General features: G+C 33.6%; 1 protein-coding gene and 1 pseudogene. Both read right to left on the bottom strand.

Translation table 11 applies throughout. From position 1 onward, the window contains the following. Positions 1–34: 34 nt before the first annotated feature. Positions 35–115, bottom strand: a pseudogene (locus AC1DTM_RS25230) (aspartate racemase); the annotation flags it as partial. 160 nt (positions 116–275) lie between these two features. After that, positions 276–1,475, bottom strand: a complete 1,200-nt coding sequence (locus AC1DTM_RS25225) for an iron-containing alcohol dehydrogenase (protein WP_016104725.1) — start codon at positions 1,473–1,475, stop codon at positions 276–278. Positions 1,476–1,731 lie beyond the last annotated feature (256 nt).

Below are 1,731 nucleotides of genomic sequence, written 5' to 3'. Positions count from 1 at the left end.
CGATTGTTGTTTACATAATAAAATTATATATTATTTTTACTTCTTCATTTATCATTTTGTAATACTCAGTAGATGACTCCCAGCTCATTCCACCAATAAGACCTATTAATTTCATATATTCACCTTTAAGATAATATTTTTTTAGTCAACACTAATACTGTAATTTATACATAATGAATATTGTTTTATAGCAATGAAAACATTTTCTTTATCACATAAACCCTCTACATGATTTAAAGTTATTTTTCATTTCCACGGAAATAATTAAAGAATATTCAGAAAATAACTTTTGTAGTAGACTCATATTTATAGTCAAAGCATTTTCGATAGAGCTCTTTTATTTCATCATAAGATGGAACTCGTGGATTGTTACTTGGACTCCCACTTTCGATAGCATCTTTCGCCATTTTAGAAATAGCATTTTCAAATTCTACTTCATCAATTCCGTATTCTCTTAAATTAGGAATACGAAGATCAAAACAAAGTTTCTTAATTTCAGCAATCGTGTAGTTCGCTACTTCTTCATTAGAATGAGAATACAAATCTTTGTTTAAGCTACGTCCTACTTCCGCTAACCTTTTTATTGCACTCATTTTTGTAAACTCTAAAACTGCAGGTAATAGTATTGCATTCGATATTCCATGTGGCACATGAAATAATGCCCCCACTGGACGAGACATACCATGCACTAATGTAACAGATGCATTTGAAAAAGCAATCCCAGCTTGTAATGAAGCAATCATCATTGCTTCCCTTGATTCCATATTATCTCCATCTTCATATGCGATACGTAAATATTTCATAATGCTTTCAATAGCTGAAAGAGCAAGAACATCTGTAAGAGGTTGTGAAACTTTAGAAATATAAGCTTCAATTGCATGGCATAATGCATCTACTCCCGTTGCTGCAGTAATATGAGGTGGTACCGAACTTGTAAAAATCGGGTCTATTATCGCAACATGAGGGATAAAGCTTGGATGTTTTATCATCATTTTCACATCTGTTTTTTTATTCGTAATTACTGCTACACTTGTTACTTCCGATCCAGTACCAGAAGTCGTTGGGATTGCGATTAGCGGTAGTGGATTGTATTCTATTTCTATATCCTTTTGGACGTAATCTTCAATTTCTCCACCATTTGTATATAACACTGCTACTGCTTTCGCAACATCAATACAACTTCCTCCGCCAATACCTATGATAAAATCGCATTTTCCTTCTTTACAAATAGATAACGCTTCTAATACGTGCAAATTTGTAGGCTCAGTATTTACTTCATTGTACGTAATAACAGTAATCCCTTTCGCATTTAAGTGATCCACACATCTTTCAACATAACCCAACTTCTCCATAATTGTATCACTTACAATAAAAGCCCTTTTCCCTAACTTTCTTGATTGATCCCCTAGTTTTTCAAACGAATTTCTCCCATATAATACAGACTTCGGCATACGAAACTCAGCAACTTCTTGCAAGTACTCCACCCCTTCTATCCATAATAAATATTTGCAACTACTCATCCATACATTTCATTTAGAAGTTTGATAAAGAGTATTATTCCAGCTAAAATAAGCTCCTTATTAACTATAGAAAGTTATTTTCATTTTTCAGTATATAGATTGCTGCCATGAAGATACAAATGGACCTACACCTTTCTACCTTCTTTGTTTTAAAACTTTGCGCTTGGAAAGGCCCTGACCGCTCCTATACATAGCCAGGTCCTCTCTCGAC

The organism is Bacillus sp. P4_D3 (assembly GCF_056401855.1).
The sequence above is the reverse complement of the archived record's forward strand: the minus strand, read 5'-3'. Positions and strand labels throughout refer to the sequence as shown.